At 54.4% G+C, this 15646-nt stretch carries 13 protein-coding genes; 10 read left to right on the top strand and 3 right to left on the bottom strand.

Annotation, left to right across the window (positions count from 1 at the left end):
• The first annotated feature begins 20 nt into the window (after nt 1-20).
• The 6 genes from L1X57_RS06965 to L1X57_RS06940 all read left to right on the top strand — a co-directional run bounded on the left by L1X57_RS06965 (nt 21) and on the right by L1X57_RS06940 (nt 6404).
• Nucleotides 21-1751: an FAD-dependent oxidoreductase gene (locus L1X57_RS06965; RefSeq protein WP_009723087.1), complete on the top strand. Its 1731-nt coding sequence runs from the start codon at nt 21-23 to the stop codon at nt 1749-1751.
• Entirely contained in the window at nt 1738-1935 is a 198-nt protein-coding gene (locus tag L1X57_RS06960) for a DUF2783 domain-containing protein (protein WP_009723088.1), read from the top strand. Before L1X57_RS06965 ends, L1X57_RS06960 begins: the two co-directional genes overlap by 14 nt.
• A 117-nt stretch (nt 1936-2052) precedes the next feature.
• Nucleotides 2053-3360: a homogentisate 1,2-dioxygenase gene (gene hmgA / locus L1X57_RS06955; RefSeq protein WP_009723089.1), complete on the top strand. Its 1308-nt coding sequence runs from the start codon at nt 2053-2055 to the stop codon at nt 3358-3360.
• Nucleotides 3361-3396: 36 nt separating this feature from the next.
• A complete protein-coding gene (locus L1X57_RS06950) occupies nt 3397-4416 on the top strand; it encodes a fumarylacetoacetate hydrolase family protein (protein WP_009723090.1) in 1020 nt (339 codons plus the stop codon).
• Nucleotides 4417-4452: 36 nt separating this feature from the next.
• A complete protein-coding gene (gene maiA / locus L1X57_RS06945) occupies nt 4453-5097 on the top strand; it encodes a maleylacetoacetate isomerase (protein WP_009723091.1) in 645 nt (214 codons plus the stop codon).
• Nucleotides 5098-5213: 116 nt separating this feature from the next.
• On the top strand, nt 5214-6404 hold the full coding sequence (locus L1X57_RS06940) for a multidrug effflux MFS transporter (protein WP_009723092.1): 1191 nt from the start codon (nt 5214-5216) through the stop codon (nt 6402-6404).
• 72 nt (nt 6405-6476) lie between these two features.
• Here L1X57_RS06940 and L1X57_RS06935 read toward each other — a convergent pair whose 3' ends face one another.
• Nucleotides 6477-10007: an indolepyruvate ferredoxin oxidoreductase family protein gene (locus L1X57_RS06935; RefSeq protein WP_009723093.1), complete on the bottom strand. Its 3531-nt coding sequence runs from the start codon at nt 10005-10007 to the stop codon at nt 6477-6479.
• A 177-nt stretch (nt 10008-10184) separates the two neighbouring features.
• Here L1X57_RS06935 and L1X57_RS06930 point away from each other — a divergent pair, with 177 nt between their 5' ends.
• Nucleotides 10185-10667 (top strand): Lrp/AsnC family transcriptional regulator, encoded by a 483-nt coding sequence (locus L1X57_RS06930; RefSeq protein WP_009723095.1) that lies wholly within the window; start codon nt 10185-10187, stop codon nt 10665-10667.
• Between the two features lie 266 nt (nt 10668-10933).
• On the top strand, nt 10934-11989 hold the full coding sequence (locus L1X57_RS06925) for a TRAP transporter substrate-binding protein (protein ID WP_009723096.1): 1056 nt from the start codon (nt 10934-10936) through the stop codon (nt 11987-11989).
• 116 nt (nt 11990-12105) lie between these two features.
• On the opposite strand, the gene L1X57_RS06920 is transcribed toward L1X57_RS06925, so the two are convergent.
• Both L1X57_RS06920 and L1X57_RS06915 read right to left on the bottom strand, forming a co-directional pair.
• Nucleotides 12106-12333: a hypothetical protein gene (locus L1X57_RS06920; protein ID WP_143759727.1), complete on the bottom strand. Its 228-nt coding sequence runs from the start codon at nt 12331-12333 to the stop codon at nt 12106-12108.
• A gap of 5 nt (nt 12334-12338) precedes the next feature.
• Nucleotides 12339-14018, bottom strand: a complete 1680-nt coding sequence (locus L1X57_RS06915; protein ID WP_009723098.1) for an FAD-dependent monooxygenase — start codon at nt 14016-14018, stop codon at nt 12339-12341.
• 170 nt (nt 14019-14188) lie between these two features.
• Here L1X57_RS06915 and L1X57_RS06910 point away from each other — a divergent pair, with 170 nt between their 5' ends.
• A complete protein-coding gene (locus tag L1X57_RS06910) occupies nt 14189-14974 on the top strand; it encodes a helix-turn-helix transcriptional regulator (protein WP_009723099.1) in 786 nt (261 codons plus the stop codon).
• A 154-nt stretch (nt 14975-15128) separates the two neighbouring features.
• A complete protein-coding gene (locus L1X57_RS06905) occupies nt 15129-15575 on the top strand; it encodes a DUF6455 family protein (protein WP_009723100.1) in 447 nt (148 codons plus the stop codon).
• Nucleotides 15576-15646: the final 71 nt, after the last annotated feature.

Here is a 15646-nt window from a genome sequence, read left to right as displayed (position 1 = left end):
ACGCTGTAGGGGAGCAATAGATGCCAACAACCTATAAAAATCCTGTCTATCCTTACCGACGCCCGTCTGAACTCGATGTTCAAGACGTTCGCCATTGTCCAGTGGTGATTGTCGGAGCTGGTCCTAGCGGCCTCGCCGCCGCCATCGATCTGGCTAAGCAGGGCATTCACTCAATTGTCCTGGACGATAACAACACCGTAAGCGTGGGGTCGCGAGCGCTGTGTTTTGCCAAGCGATCACTGGAAATTATTGACCGTTTAGGGTGCGTCGAGCCGATGCTTGAAAAAGGCGTCACTTGGCAACATGGCCGCGTTTTCTTTCAGGACCGCGAGGTCTATGACTTCAACCTGCTGCCAGAAGATGGCCACCGCATTCCCGCCTTTATCAACTTGCAGCAGTATTACTTTGAAGAGTTTCTGGTCAACCGCGCCCACAACTTTGCTGAGCAAATTGATCTGCGCTGGAAACATAAGGTCATTGATGTCGATGCTCAGCCTGACAGCACCGCTCTCACAGTCTCTACTCAGGATGGTGATTACTCGCTGACCTGTGACTACCTGCTTGTCTCGGATGGCGCCAACAGTCGCATCCGCGACATGCTAGGCCTTGAGTGCAAAGGCCAGGTATTTCAGGATCGCTTCCTGATTGCTGATGTGGTGATGAAGGCTGACTTCCCAACAGAGCGCTGGTTTTGGTTTGATCCGCCCTTCCATCCCAATCAGTCGGTGCTGCTGCACAAAGAGCCGGACAACGTTTGGCGTATCGACTTCCAGCTAGGCTGGGATGCTGACCCGGAAGAAGAAAAGAAAGAAGAGAACATTCGCCCACGCGTGCAGGCAATGCTTGGCCAAGACGTGGAGTTTGAGCTTGAGTGGGCCAGTGTCTACACCTTCCGTTGCCGCAAGATGGATAACTTCATTCATCACAGCGTGATATTTATGGGCGATGCGGCTCATCAGGTATCCCCCTTTGGTGCCAGGGGCGCGAATGGGGCCCTGCAGGGAGTGGACAACCTAGTCTGGAAACTGGCTCGCGTTGTCAAACAGCAGGCCCCAAAAACGCTTTTATCCACGTACAACACTGAACGCCAGCATGGCGCGGCAGAAAACATCCTTAACTCTACCCGCGCCACTGACTTTATTACTCCGAAGAGCCATATCAGCCAAGTGTTCCGCGATGTGACGCTGGAGCTGGCTGAGAAACATGCCTTCGCTCGTAGCTTAGTCAACAGCGGCCGCCTTTCCATGCCGTGTCGCTATGACAACTCACCGCTTAATACCCCCGATGTTGATGGTGGCCCAAGCGAGGTGCGCCCTGGCAGCCCAACCAAAGACGCGCCTATTCGATTGGGCGAACAGAACGCCTGGCTACTCAACCAGTTTGGCGATGGCTTTACGTTGCTGCTTGACGGCCGCGTTGAGGATGAACATGCCGCCACATTATTCAAAGACTTGGGTGTCCTGCTAGACCGCTGCTTTGATATAAACCTAGTGATCGTTGGCCCCACGCCACATGTGCTTAGCACGCTACCGCGTACTACCGTTATAAACGATACCCAAGGATTAGTGACGCAACGCTACGGCCTGAAAGCAGGTGCCGGATACCTTATCCGTCCTGACCAGCACGTTGCTGCTCGCTGGCACGCTATCACTGCCCACCAGGTTGAAGACGCACTAGACCGCGCGCTAGGCGTTTATCTTGCGGGTACCGCTGACACTACCTTTCAGGAAAGCTGCCATGCCAAAGCTTGAATTAAATCCCAACTTCACTGACCCGGATGCTTTTTACGCGGCACTCACCGCGCTACATCGCGACCGCAGCGAGGCTGAGAGCGAGCGCATCAATGCCCGCCTGATTCTGCTACTGGCTAACCACATCGGCGAACAAGCCGTGCTTGAAGAAGCAATTTCCCATGCGGTTGGTGATGGCGATTAATCGCCGCTTCTTAGATCTATAAAAAGATAGATCTATAAAAAGATAGATTTATAAATAGATAGGTTTAACAAAATACAGATTTAACAAAATAACGTTCAAATAAAGCAGGCCTTAACAATGACTGAACAATTGAAATATCAAAATGGCTTTCATAATCACTTTTCAAGCGAAGCGCTGCCGGGTGCACTGCCGATTGGGCAAAACTCACCGCAAAAGTGCGCTTACGGCTTATACGCAGAACAACTCACTGGTTCCGCATTCACTGCGCCCCGGCATCAAAACTTTCGTAGCTGGCTTTACCGCATTCGCCCTTCGGTTGTTCAGAGCGCGTATCAGCCACTGGAAAATAACAACGTACACACAGCCCCGCTAGACAAGCCCGCAGCGGACCCTAACCAAATGCGCTGGGATCCCGTTTCGATACCGGATGCACCGACTGATTTTATTGATGGTTTATTCACCATTGCGGTCAACGGGGATGCGGGAACCCAAGCTGGTGTGGGCGTGCATGTTTATACGTTCAATGAAGACATGACCGAACGTTTTTTCTACAACGCGGATGGCGAACTGCTCTTCGTTCCGCAAATGGGCGCTATTCGTTTACGCACCGAGTTTGGTGAACTCGAGATCGATAACGGTGAGATTGCCGTTATTCCTCGCGGTGTGAAATTTCAAGTGCGTAAAGCGCAGGGTGTTGACGCTGCACGGGGGTATATTTGCGAGAACTACGGCAGTCCTTTAGAGCTACCCGGCCTCGGCCCCATCGGGGCCAACGGCTTAGCCAACCCGCGTGACTTCCAAAGCCCCGTGGCAGCCTATGAAGACCTGGAAGGTGATTACCGTTTAGTCGCTAAGTTCTCTGGCCGTTTCTGGGAAACTAAACTAAACCATTCGCCGTTAGATGTGGTGGCGTGGCACGGCAACTGCGCGCCGTATAAATATAATCTCGCTAATTTTAACACCATCAATACGGTGAGCTTCGATCATCCAGATCCGTCAATCTTCACCGTATTAACGTCCCCCTCCGATACGCCGGGAATGGCCAATCTTGATTTTGTGATCTTCCCGCCGCGCTGGATGGTTGCCGAGAACACCTTCAGGCCGCCATGGTTCCATCGCAACCTGATGAGCGAGTTTATGGGGCTTATTCATGGCGAATACGATGCGAAAGCGGAAGGCTTCACTCCAGGTGGTGCCAGCCTGCACAATTCAATGTCACCACACGGCCCGGATGCTGAGACATTTGAGAAAGCTTCCAACGCTGAGCTGAAGCCACAGTTCCTGGGGGATACCCTGGCCTTCATGTTTGAAAGCCGCTACTTCTTCCACCCAACCCCTGCGGCTCTGGATGCTGACTTCCGCCAACGTGACTATGTGGATGTTTGGTCAACGCTGCGTTCGCACTTCAACCCAAACCAGCCCTAAAACTTATCGCCCCCTGACGACAAGGATTGAATGACCATGAAACTTGCAACACTTAACAAAGGCCGCGACGGCGAACTTATCATCGTCTCCCGTGACCTCTCCCGCGCGGTGAGCGCTGTTGATATTGCTCCCACGCTTCAGGCGGCCCTTGAAAGCTGGGAAGCCGTTAGCCCTCAGCTCGAAGAACGCTATGCACAACTGAACGGTGGCGATGCCGACGGTGCTTTTGAGCTTGACCAGCGTGCCCTGCACTCTCCTTTACCGCGTGCCTATCAGTGGGCTGACGGCTCCGCCTATCTGAACCATGTCCAGCTGGTACGCCAGGCGCGCAATGCCGAGATGCCCGAAACCTTCTGGACCGATCCGCTCATGTACCAGGGCGGTAGCGACTGTTTCCTGGCGCCCACCGAAGATATCGAGGCGGTGAGTGAAGAGCATGGTATCGACTTTGAAGGCGAGATTGCGGTCATTACGGATGACGTGCCGATGGCAGTCACTCCCGAGGAAGCCGCCAAGCACATTAAGCTAGTAATGCTGGTTAACGATGTGAGCCTGCGTGGCCTAATTCCAGGTGAGCTAGCGAAGGGCTTCGGCTTTTTCCAAGCCAAACCCGCCTCTTCTTTCTCGCCCATCGCGGTGACCCCCGATGAACTAGGCGATGCTTGGCAAGAAGGCAAGGTACACCTGCCGCTGACCGTGCATCTGAATGACGAGAAGTTTGGCGAGCCAGAAGCCGGGCCGGATATGATTTTCAGCTTCCCTCAGTTGGTTGCCCATGCCGCCAAGACCCGTTATCTCGGCGCGGGCGCTGTGATTGGCTCGGGCACTGTTTCCAACCCAGACCCCGATGGCGGCCCTGGAAAGCCAGTGGCTGACGGTGGCGTAGGCTATAGCTGCTTGGCCGAAGTGCGCATGGTCGAGCAGATACTGTACGGCCAGGTGAAAACCCCCTTTATGCGCTTTGGTGACCGGGTACGCATCGAGATGTTTGACCGCGATGGCAACAACCTATTCGGTACCATCGATCAGCAAGTCGTAAAGTACCAGCCCAAATAAAAAGCAATATGAGAAAGACAACATAAGGAAGGCAACATGACGACGCTTTACGGCTATTTCCGCTCGTCGGCTGCTTACCGGGTGCGTATCGCCTTGAACCTTAAGGGCTTGGACTATAATCAGGTTCCGGTCAATCTGGTGAAAGGCGAGCAACGTGGTGGCGAGCATCTGGCTCGCAACCCTCAGGGGATGGTGCCTAGCCTGGTACTGGACGATAGCTCAGTAGTTAACCAGTCGCTGGCGATCTGCGAGTATCTCGATGAGGTACACCCAGAGCCCGCGCTGCTACCGGCTGATGCGTTAGCACGCGCCAGGGTTCGCGCGCTTGCCCAGTCGGTGGCTTGCGAGATTCACCCACTCAACAACCTGCGGGTACTCAAGTATCTCGTGGGTGAGTTGGGTGTGGATGAAACAGCTAAGCTAGCGTGGTATCGCCATTGGATTACCGAGGGCTTCGCAGCCCTGGAAGCGACGCTCTCTACTGACCCCAGCAGCGGCGACTTTTGCCATGGCGACACCCCAACGCTTGCGGATATCTGCCTGATTCCCCAGGTGTATAACGCAGAACGCTTCGAGTGCGATTTGTCAGCCTACCCGACGATCCAGCGCATCGCTGCCAATTGTCGTTCGCTGCCAGCCTTCGAAAAAGCAGCACCCGAGGCACAGCCTGACGCCAGCTAAATCAAGCAAAAACACGCTATACTAAGCAGGCTAACATAAGCGGGCGTCTTTCCATTCGGGAAGGCGCCCGCCTCGTGTCCGAAGGGGCATCACGTCCAACCATAAGGAGTTAAGGGGTGCTAAAGCTGCCCTCTACCGCCACCGTCATGGCCCTGGCCGCGGTGACTGCACTCGGTCCGCTAGCGACGGATATGTACTTGCCAGCCATGCCCGCCATGGCAGAAGCGCTGAATACTGGCCCAGACCGAATACAGCTGACCCTTAGCCTCTATATGGCTGGATTCGCTCTGGCCCAACTAGTGTGCGGGCCAATCTCTGATCGCTTTGGCCGCCGACCGGTGATGATCGCGGGTTTATCGCTGTTTCTCGCTGCGAGCCTACTGTGTGCCTGGGCGCCGAGCGTCGAGTGGTTGCTGGTAGGTCGCTTTCTACAAGCCTTCGGCGGTGCTGCTGGACCGGTATTAGCACGGGCATCGGTGCGTGATATTCATGGCCCCATCGAGGCAGGGCGCATTCTCTCCTATATGGCAAGCACGATGGCCCTCGCCCCTGCTCTGGCCCCTGTGGTGGGCGCAGGGTTACTGCTGTTTTTTGGCTGGGAATCGGTGTTCGTGGTGCTGGCGCTCTACGCGGCAGTGATGCTGGCGGTGCTCATTTTCATGCTGCCCGAACCCCTGGCGAAGGAGCAGAGGCAGTCGATCCATCCAAGAACAATACTGGCAAACTTTCGCCTACTGCTAAGCCAACGCGCCTTTCTTGGCTACACCTTGGTGAATGCGGCCGCTTTTTCCGGGCTGTTCGCGTACCTTTCTGGCTCATCCTTTGTACTCATCGAGTACATGGGCGTCGCTCCTACGTTGTATGGCGTGCTGTTTACGCTGATTGTCGCGGGCTTCTTCGCCGGTACTCTGGTCAGCGGCCGCTATAGCCACCGCTTGGGTCGCGATCGCCTTATCACTCAGGGAACAGTGGTCTGTGCAACGGGAGGCATCGTCATGGCGGGGTTGGCTGCCGTTGGCGTTCATCATCCGTGGGCGGTGGTGGGGCCGCATATGGTGTTTATGCTGGGAGTAGGCATTTTGATGCCGCAAACAATGGCCGGTGCACTGGCGCCCAACCCCCAATGTGCAGGCGCGGCGTCTTCGTTGTTTGGTTTCCTGCAAATGACGATTGCCGCTGTGGTAGGTGGATTAGTCGGGCAATTTCACGACGGCAGCTCGCGCACCATGGCTCTGACGATCGGGCTGATGGGGCTGCTCGCCCTGCTAAGCCACTGGCTGCTGGTACGCCGCCAAAAAGAGGCGTAGTTGAATCAACTGTATCGCTACCTAGCAAAAGGCCACGCATTGCGTGGCCTTTTTTACCTATATTGAGTTGCCTTAAGCAGCTTCGACAGCGATGGTCTTCGAGCGACCTTCACGTAGTTCCTTCAACAACGTCTCGCGGCGCTCGTTGGCTTTCTCAGCGGCAGCTTCGCGAACGGGCCCGAAACCACGAATCTCTTCTGGCAGCTTAGCAAGCGCTAAGGCCGTGGCGTGATTCGTGCCATCAAGACGAGCCACTAACTCATCAATCAACTGCTCATAGTCAGCCAATAAAGCACGGTCGAGCTTACGATCAGCGCTGAAGCGGAAAGGGTCAAGCGCGGTATTGCGCAAACCGCGCATCTTGGCCAGCGCGCCCATTGCCTTCAGCACCCAGGGGCCAAAACGGCGCTTCACCGGACGCCCTTGCGCATCTTTACGACCACCCAGCAGCGGCGGTGCCAAATGGAAAGTTAGCTGGTAATCACCTGAGAACGTCGCTTTGACCTCATCCAGAAAATCGCTCTGGGTGTAAAGGCGCGCCACTTCATACTCATCTTTATACGCCATCAAACGATAGAGCTGATGGGCGACGGCTTCACTCAATGATTGACCACCGTTTAGCGCGGCTTCTGCTTCACGCACTTTCGTTACTTGAGTAACGTAACGCTCAGCCCAGGCACGGTTCTGATAGCGCTCCAGGTGGCGACTATTACGCGCAACCACGTCGTCCAGTGTGGCATTCGCGGACAGCGGCATCGTGTCCAAATGCTGCTGAAGGTAGTCGGGCTCCACTGCTGCCAAGCGGCCCCAGGCAAATGCCTGACGGTTCTTCTCCACAGCGACGCCGTTAAGTTCCAGAGCACGCTGCAGCGCAGGTTCAGAAAGCGGCACCAGCCCCTGCTGCCAGGCAAACCCGAGCATCATCATATTGGAAAATACCGTATCGCCTAGCAGCTGTTCGGCTAGGCGATTGGCATCCAGAGACGCAAAGCGTTCATCTCCTACCGCTTCACGCAGCATGTTAAGGCGCTTACTGGGCTGCATATCCGCATCGCGATAAAGGACATAATCCGCCGTGGCCAGCTCGGCCAGATTCGCCACGATACGGGTGGTCGGCTGCAGCACATTCAGCGCCTTCTGCGAACTGGCCACGACCATATCGCAAGCGATCATCGCATCGGCCTGACCGGCTTCGATGCGTACCTGATTCAGTTCACTGGGCTGAGATGCCAGACGCACATAGCTAAGTACTGCCCCGCCTTTTTGCGCAAACCCCATGAAGTCGAGCACGCTGCTGCCCTTGCCTTCCAGGTGGGCTGCCATGGTGATCAACTGCCCAACGGTCACCACGCCTGTGCCGCCAACGCCCCCCACCAGCAAGTCATAAGGAGCCGCCAAAGGGGCAATAGCAGGGCTAGGCAAATGCGCTATACGTTGCCAAAAGGCGTTATCGGCAGCGACCCCTTGGCCTTTACGCAGCCCGCCACCTTCAACAGTGACAAAACTGGGGCAAAAACCACTGACGCAGGACATATCCTTATTGCAGGACGACTGATCAATTTTGCGCTTCCGACCTAGTTCGGTCTCGCGAGGCACCACCGATAAACAGTTGGACTGTACGGAACAATCACCACAGCCTTCACAAACATGATGGTTAATGAATACTCGGCGGGCTGGGTCTTCCATCAAACCACGCTTGCGCCGACGGCGTTTTTCAGCCGCGCATGCCTGGTCATAAATCAATACGGTGCAGCCGGGGATCTCGCGCAGTTCACGTTGTAGCGTATCCATCTCTTCGCGGCCATGGAAGGTGACTCCCTTAGGGAATTCCTTTTCATGCCCCCGGTACTTCTCCGGCTCGTCACTGACCACCATGACTCGGCGAACGCCTTCATCCAGCGATTGCCGAGCAATCATGGGCACGTTGATTTGCCCATCCACAGGTTGGCCGCCCGTCATGGCGACTGCGTCGTTGAACAGAATTTTGTAGGTAATATTGACGTTGGCAGCCACTGCTTGGCGCACCGCCATTGAGCCCGAGTGAAACCAGGTGCCTTCGCCTAAGTTCTGGAAAATATGACCGTTGCCGGTAAAGCGGCTCTTGCCCACCCAGTTAACACCTTCGCCACCCATCTGAATTAACGATTCGGTGCTGCGGTCCATCCACGACGCCATAAAATGACAGCCGATCCCCGCCAGGGCTTTACTGCCTTCCGGCACCTTGGTCGAGCTGTTGTGTGGGCAACCAGAGCAGAAATACGGCATGCGGCGTACACCACCAAGCTCTTTAACTCCTGCCTGACAAGCATCAACGGTTGCCAGCTTGTCGCTAAAATCAATGTTGAAAAAGCGCGCTAAACGCTCGGCGACAAAGCCTGCCAAGAGGCGCGGGCCCAGCTCTCCCACAAAGGGAATCAGCGGTTTGCCAGTTTCATCCTGCTTGCCGGTAACGATGACCTCGCCTGGATGGTCGGGTTCCGACATGTACTCCTTCAACTGGCTTTCAATAATGCCGCGCTTCTCTTCAATGACCAGCACTTCGCGCTTGCCATGAATAAACTCAAGAATGCCGGGGCGATGGAGCGGCCACACCATCCCGACCTTGTATATTTCTACCCCCAATTCACGCAGCTTCGCTTCATCCAGCCCCAATAAACGCAGCGCCTCAAGTAAATCCAGGTGGCCCTTGCCTGTGGTAACCAGCCCAAATGTCGCCTGTTCTTGGCGAAATAAGTACTGATCAATCGGGTTGGCCGTGGCAAACGCCTGAACGGCGGCCAGCTTGTGCTCAAGACGGGTCTCAAGCTGCGGCCCCGGCAAGTCAGGCCAGCGATAGTGCAGCCCGCCTTCCGGCATTTCGAAATCCGGCGTTACATATTTCGGCAAAGGTGGCACGTCCACCGATGCGCCGCTCTCTACGGTTTCAGAAACGGCTTTGAAACCCACCCAGCAACCCGAAAAGCGTGACAGTGCATAGCCCCACAGCCCAAAGCGTTCATATTCCGCCAATGACGCGGGACTCACGACCGGCATGAACCACGCCATAAAGGCGACATCCGACTGGTGTGGCATTGAGGATGACACACACCCATGGTCATCACCCGCGACCACCAGCACACCGCCAGTCGGTGAGCTGCCGTAGGCATTACCGTGCTTTAACGCGTCGCCCGCACGATCAACGCCTGGCCCTTTGCCATACCACATACCGAAGACACCTTCGACTTGTCGCTCAGGATCTGTCTCCACCTGCTGGCAACCGAGCATCATGGTGGCAGCCAGGTCTTCGTTGATCGCAGGGACAAAATCGATGTGATGCGCTTCCATAGCGGCTTTCGCCCGCCAAATCTCTTGGTCCACACCGCCCAAGGGCGAGCCACGATAGCCGCTGATGAGCCCTGCCGTATGGCGGCCATCGCGACGATCCAGCTCGGCTTGGCGTAAGGCGATGCGCACCAATGCCTGGGTGCCGGTTAGAAAGACGCGACCTTCTCCGCGGGTATAGCGGTCAGCCAATGCATAGTCATCAAGAGCATCGTTATCAAGAGCAATGTCGAGAGGCGGGGTAATAGAACCCGCCTGCTCAGCGGTTGAGGGGGTTGTCATGAGAGATCACCAGTACGGTTGAAGAGTTATGGTTGTAATACGCTTGAGTCTAGCCAAGAGCGCACTAAAGGTGCTTGCTAATTCACTCTTCAAAAGCTTGGTTATTAATCATTACTTTCATTTTTTTAGTTTTGACGCAATGATATTCAACAAACCACAAATAAATGAAATGGCACTATGAAAGAAACAACCAAAGAAATTACCTTAGACAGACATGATCAGCGCATTCTTACCCTGCTTCAGCAACAGGGGCGCATTACCAACAATGAGCTTGCCGAACAGATCGGGCTTTCCCCTGCCGCCTGCTGGCGACGTGTAAAGGCCTTGGAAGAGAGTGGCGTTATTCGTCGTTTTGCGGCGTTGGTGGAACCCAGCCTAGTGGGCCAGCCACTATCAGCACTGGTCATGGTGACGCTAGTTCGCCACCACATCGACAATACTGTCGAGTTCGAAAACCGTATCCTGCAATATCCAGAAGTGCTGCAGTGCTATGCCACCACCGGCAACGCCGATTTCGTATTGCGGGTAGTGATCGAAGACATGGCGGCTTATGACCGTTTTCTGAATGAGAAACTCTTCACCCTGAATGGTATTTCCCAGGTCAGCTCCAATTTCGTGCTACGTAATATCAAAGAAGAGACGGCTATCCCGATTCGTTGAATCAGCCAACCAGAACCACCAAGCTTTTTTAGCCGTTAGCGTTAACATCCAGGGCCTCAAAAATTAAGACTTAAGTATCAATTCAATCAATCTCAAATTAGTTGCTATTGAAACTATCTAGAGGCATGGTAACCGGTGTGATTTACGCTGCCCGAGAAGGCGCCACTTGCTCGGGGTTAGGCGTTACTAATAACAACGTTACCAACAACAACACAGGTGCTAGGTTTTCGTACGAGGACTAATAGCGCCGGTTCTGGAGCTTTGAAATGAAACAACCAGCTCGCTTACTAGTGGGTGCCATCGCTATTTCAAGCATGGCGTTCAGTATGTCTTCCTTTGCCCAGGCAACGATCACCGTTAGCACGTGGGGCGGGCCTAATCACGGTGTTAATACCATTGTTTGGCCGACCTGGAAGGCATGGATCGAAGAAGCCACTGATGACCGTGTCACGGTAGAAGTGGTGCACGACATGGGGCCTCCTCCTGCACAAATGGAGATCGTTGCTGATGGTATTGCGGACGCCAGCTGGATTTTTCACGCCCACATGGCAGGCCGCTTTCTAGCAACTCAGTTGCCTGAGTTCCCTACGTTTGAGGAGTTCTCCTCAGAAGATGCTTCCGCTGCTTATTGGCATACCCATCAAGAATATTTGCAGCAAGCTGACGAGCACCGTGGCGTTGATGTGGTGGCGATGGGCGTGCATGGCCCAGGCCAAATATTTACCCGTGATCAAATAAGCTCAATTGATGAGCTTGCTGGCAAGCGGCTGCGCGTGGGCGGCGGAGTGATGAGTGGCTTAGCCGAGGCAATGTCGGTGACCGGTGTTGCCATTCCTCCGACAGGCACCTACGAAGCGGCCTCCCAGGGCGTCGTTGACGGTGCGATGCTAACGCTTGAAAGCTTGCGCAGCTTTCGCGTGGCTGAAGTAGCCCCACACACCCTTACCGTAGACGGCGGTTTCTACCGCGGCAGCTTTGCGATTATTATGAACCCAATGTTCTGGGACCAAGTATCGGACGAAGACCGCGCGGCGATTGAAAGCGTATCGGGCGAGCGGCTTTCACGTCTGTTTGGCTACATGATGGATGTTTCCGACCAGCGCGGCGTTGAATTTGGTGAAGAAAACGGCGCGACCTTTACCCAAGCATCGGAACAAGACATTGATCACCTACGGGGCGTCGCTAGCAACTTGCAGGATGCCTGGAGCGAGTCAGTGAAGAGCCGTGATGTGGACGCGCCAGCAGCGCTTGCCTTCTTTCATGAGCAGTTAGTCAATGCAGCGGCCGAAGAAAGTATCGCAGGGAGTGTTGTTAGTCACTGAGCCGTTTCTTACTAAGCGTTTTTTATTAAACGTACTGCTAAACGCTCTTTATCAAACACGCTTCATCAAACACTCCTTATTAAAGAGGGGAAGCGCTTCTTTCCCCTCTTCTTTATTCACTCATCCAGGCTGGAACCTTCACGCGCCTCATTAATCGCCGTTACTACCTGATTGATATCGGGTATCCGATGGGCCAGTGCCAGTGCCAGCTGAGCCAGGAAGAGTGTTTGCTGCTTCTCAGGCATCGAATCCAGCGTGACGGCCAGCTGTTCATAAACCTGTTCAAGATCAGCAAACGGCAAAGCTGCTTGTGAAGAGGCGGTTTGTGTCGATATCGCTGTCATGAGCATTATTCTCCCAGAGCTGTCTTGAAAGCGGTGATGAGGGAAGCCGCTTCAAGTGCTTTCCAGCGGGCCGTAATATGACGGTCAGGTCGGACTAAGTAAGCGCTTCCAGAGCTGGCATCATAACCATCAAAGCAAGCACCCTGGTGATCAATCAAAGTGGTAAAAAGCGCCGGGCTGGCATGGCGAGCAATTACCAGCACATCCAGGCCACGGTAGTCCTCCTGAAGATCAGCCAAGGCGCTCTGTAGCTCAGGCGTTACGCTGCCGTCCTCACTAAACACTAACAGGTTAAACCCTACCCCCAAGTGGTCGAGCAAGAAGTTATTTTCGCCTAACCGGCGATTGATTAACGGTGCGCCAGGCATCGGACCAGCACTAAAACCGGCGTCATCCTCTGCCGTCACTGGGCTTTCAGCATAGGTGTAGGGCGTGACCTGCCTAGGGTCGGCAAAACGGCTTGCGTAGTCGTTACGTAGTGCCAGCGATAGCGCAGCATCTCGCATCAAACGATATCCCTGACTGGGTGGAGTCATGAAGCGAGTGCTCTTACCGGCATTCGCGAAGACATCCAATGTGGCACCGCGTCGTTCTGGACTGTAGCTATCCAATAGTTTCTCGGAAGCCTCACCTTTCAGCACCCACGCTAGCTTCCAAGCGGCGTTAACCGCATCGGCCAGCCCGTTGTTGAGCCCACGCACACCAAAAATGGGAACTAAATGGGCGCTGTCGCCAATAAATAGCACACGGCCATGGCGATAATCGTCGAGGGCCAGCGTGTAGGCTTTGTAAAGGCTCCACCACTCAAGCTGCCACTCTCCCTCTTCGCCTAGCATCTCGATGATCATGCCAACGCGTTCGCGAATAGCGCTTTCGGTAACGGCCTGGTCGGGGCTTTCATTCGGCAACAGTTGATAGTCGATACGCCAGATATCATCAGGCTGTTTATGCACCAGCAGAGTAGATTCAGGCATTACCGAAGGACTAAAAAAAGCCCTGCGCTCAGTTGGAAAGTCAGACGTCATGCGTACATCAGCAATCACATAGCGCCCTTCATAGGACTCACCGTGCAAGGGCAGGTCAAACGACTTGCGCACAACACTACGCCCACCATCCGCCGCCAGCAGATAGTCGGCCTCCAGCTGATACTCCCCCTCCGGAGTGGAAACACGTAGTATCACGCCGGTGTCATGCTGCGTGACATCGCTAACTGCCTGCTGCCAGCGCATTTCGATTAAGGGGCTTTCCATCGCCTTATCAACCAGAAACTGCTCAATATACTGCTGTTGCAAGTTATACATTGGCAGAAAGCGCTCGTGCTCTGAGTGTGGCATCTCAAAACGATAGACTTCCTGATCATGAAAATAGGAGCGCCCTTGTGTCCAGCCAAGTGCTTTGTCGATAAAGCGCTGCGCAACGCCTAATTGCTGGAGTATTTCCAAGCTATGGCGGGAAAGACAGATCGCCCTGGAACCGTCGTTGAGCGTCGCCTTATCATCCAGCAGTACTGACTGAACGCCTTGACGCGCCAGCTCCAGTGCGGCGGCGACGCCAACGGGGCCTGCCCCCACAATAGCGACCCGGTGCTGCTTTTTCTCACCTTTCAATTCATCGGGACATACAAAGGGGAAATGCGGATAATCGAAATACAACGAGTCAAGCTCACCTTTGCCTTCTGGTCGCATACCGCTCTCCTGCTAATGTTATTTTTAAAATTGGTGCTTTACGGAAGATGTATAGGCCGTATGGAGATAGCCTACACTGAAGGTTTTAAGGGGGTTGTCCCGTAAAAAACGGGACACGACTGCCTTTAGCCACCAGCAGCTTTAACTCATCTCGTTATGGCGGGGGACACGTGAACGAAACTGCTAACACCCAGCTAATCGAATGGGGAAACCTTCTGCCGAGCGTGGCGACATGCATTGAGGCAGTGGAAAGAGACAACTTCGAAAGCCAACTGCTTGCGTTACTGCATCAAGCCGTTGGTATCGAGCAATGTATGATTTTTGGCTACTCGACGAGCGGTAACATCGACTGCTTGCTGGCTGCCAATCATCAGCTTCCACGCGTTGCCGACCGCCTGGCTCAGATCTACGTTAGTGGCCTGTTCCGGCAGGATCCTAATTACCTGCAGCTAAGCCGACTGGCAGGCCAGCCGGAAAATACATCTACCGACGCCTTGACCACCATGCAGGTTGAGGCAATGTCACCGGCGTATCGTAGTCACCTGTTTGCGTTTCCAGATCTTGTTGACAAGGTATCACTCAACATTGCCGCCAAAGAGGGCGCTTATTATCTTAATCTTTATCGAGGTACTCGGAGAGGCCCCTTCACCTCAGCTAATCTGAATTGCTTAAATAGCTTAGCGCCACTGTTGACCAGTTTAATTCGCCGTCATTACAGCAACGCCCCCGCCAGACCCGAGCAGCTTAGTTCTCGCGAAGCCGCTGCGCTTGCCCCGTTATCTGAACGCGAGCGTCAGCTGTGTCTCTATTTACTACGTGGCCACACGCTCAAAACAGCGGCGGCCAAACTTGATATCGCTTTTTCAACCACTGAAACCTACCGCAAGCGTGCCTACGCCAAGCTGGGCGTAACATCTAAGGCAGGCTTAGTCGCGCTTTGCAAAGTAGGTACCTAGGAGAAGGCCTTCGTAACGCTGTCACCGCTGCCTAGCGGCAAGCATGCCCCGCCTCTCTGTTTCATTTGAAACCAATTTGATCCGCGTCAAGATAGTCCGTCTCCCGCCGGTTAATACTGATGTCATCATCAAGAACACCTGAGAGGGAATGACCATGGATACTGCCCAGAACACAGAAACCACCTCTTGGTGGGGACGCCTGACAGAACGCTGCTATGCAACGTCAACTGCGACGTTAGCCCGTAACGTAAAGCAGGAGGCAAGCGCTAGCTATGATGCGCTTATCAATGATTTGGAGAGACCGCTAGAGCCACGCTTTGAACAGGCAGTGGCAAGGCAACTGTCGGCAAGCCAACCGGCGCATTTCCGTCCAGCTAGAACCTTGATGCCGGTAATGATGCAACGCTTTGGGCTTAACGAGAGTGCGCTTGAAGAAGGCGGACTGATCAATCATGCCGACTATGCTGCACTGCGTGACACTTGCAACGCCTGCGCAGCCGTTGGCGATTGCTGGAAAGCGATGCGGGCCAGTGCCAAGCTTGATGAATGCCGCCGCTTATGCCCCAACGCAACTGCCTTTGATGCCTTAGCGGCACAGTGAAGCGGTGCTGATTGAAACTCCAGCAACGTATCCCTCTAACGCAAAGCGCTCCCATCAACAGTGGATGGGAG

The organism is Halomonas sp. TD01 (genome assembly GCF_923868895.1).
Lineage (GTDB): Bacteria > Pseudomonadota > Gammaproteobacteria > Pseudomonadales > Halomonadaceae > Vreelandella.
The sequence above is the reverse complement of the archived record's forward strand: the minus strand, read 5'-3'. Positions and strand labels throughout refer to the sequence as shown.

Excerpts from the sequence above, each read along its gene's own strand:
- L1X57_RS06965 (WP_009723087.1), top strand. The coding sequence starts at position 21 with ATGCCAACAACCTATAAAAATCCTGTCTATCCTTACCGACGCCCGTCT.
- L1X57_RS06960 (WP_009723088.1), top strand. The coding sequence starts at position 1,738 with ATGCCAAAGCTTGAATTAAATCCCAACTTCACTGACCCGGATGCTTTT.
- hmgA (WP_009723089.1), top strand. The coding sequence starts at position 2,053 with ATGACTGAACAATTGAAATATCAAAATGGCTTTCATAATCACTTTTCA.
- L1X57_RS06950 (WP_009723090.1), top strand. The coding sequence starts at position 3,397 with ATGAAACTTGCAACACTTAACAAAGGCCGCGACGGCGAACTTATCATC.
- maiA (WP_009723091.1), top strand. The coding sequence starts at position 4,453 with ATGACGACGCTTTACGGCTATTTCCGCTCGTCGGCTGCTTACCGGGTG.
- L1X57_RS06935 (WP_009723093.1), bottom strand. The coding sequence starts at position 10,007 with ATGACAACCCCCTCAACCGCTGAGCAGGCGGGTTCTATTACCCCGCCT.
- L1X57_RS06930 (WP_009723095.1), top strand. The coding sequence starts at position 10,185 with ATGAAAGAAACAACCAAAGAAATTACCTTAGACAGACATGATCAGCGC.
- L1X57_RS06925 (WP_009723096.1), top strand. The coding sequence starts at position 10,934 with ATGAAACAACCAGCTCGCTTACTAGTGGGTGCCATCGCTATTTCAAGC.
- L1X57_RS06920 (WP_143759727.1), bottom strand. The coding sequence starts at position 12,333 with ATGACAGCGATATCGACACAAACCGCCTCTTCACAAGCAGCTTTGCCG.
- L1X57_RS06915 (WP_009723098.1), bottom strand. The coding sequence starts at position 14,018 with ATGCGACCAGAAGGCAAAGGTGAGCTTGACTCGTTGTATTTCGATTAT.
- L1X57_RS06905 (WP_009723100.1), top strand. The coding sequence starts at position 15,129 with ATGGATACTGCCCAGAACACAGAAACCACCTCTTGGTGGGGACGCCTG.